Origin of the sequence: Rhizobium ruizarguesonis (genome assembly GCF_012349115.1) — a bacterium.
In the GTDB taxonomy this organism is placed as follows: Bacteria; Pseudomonadota; Alphaproteobacteria; order Rhizobiales; family Rhizobiaceae; genus Rhizobium; species Rhizobium ruizarguesonis.
Genome location: NZ_PQIG01000052.1, coordinates 1 through 295, shown reverse-complemented (window position 1 = coordinate 295; position 295 = coordinate 1). Strand labels below are relative to the sequence as shown.

1 protein-coding gene is annotated in these 295 nt (G+C 52.2%); it reads left to right on the top strand.

Features of this window, described 5'->3' with window-relative positions; translation table 11 throughout:
* The first annotated feature begins 90 nt into the window (after positions 1 to 90).
* Positions 91 to 294, top strand: a complete 204-nt coding sequence (locus tag C3Y91_RS06085; protein WP_168575152.1) for a hypothetical protein — start codon at positions 91 to 93, stop codon at positions 292 to 294.
* Position 295: the final 1 nt, after the last annotated feature.

The window sequence follows — 295 nt, the reverse complement described above, 5'->3', positions numbered from 1 at the left end:
TGTCGGTGTCTGTGCCATCGGGCTTCTCCTTCGAATGAACGTCCGCAGTAGAAACTCATAACGATTCCGGTGGTTCCAGGGAGATAGTGGATGATCATGGTGCGCTTGAAGCGGCTGAGGAATTCCGTGAGCGAGGTGCCCGGCATGGTGCTGGAGGAAGCAGGTTGCTGTGGCTCTCGAACTAAACAATCTCCACCGCTTTCCACTACTGCCGGGCGCAATTCGACCAGCGGAGACGGTGGAATCAATTTGGGAGAGAAATTCCGTAAAGTATTGAAAAATGATTCGTTTTGAG

Bases quoted from the DNA above. Each gene is read 5' to 3' on its own strand.
- C3Y91_RS06085 (WP_168575152.1), top strand. From the start codon at position 91: ATGATCATGGTGCGCTTGAAGCGGCTGAGGAATTCCGTGAGCGAGGTG.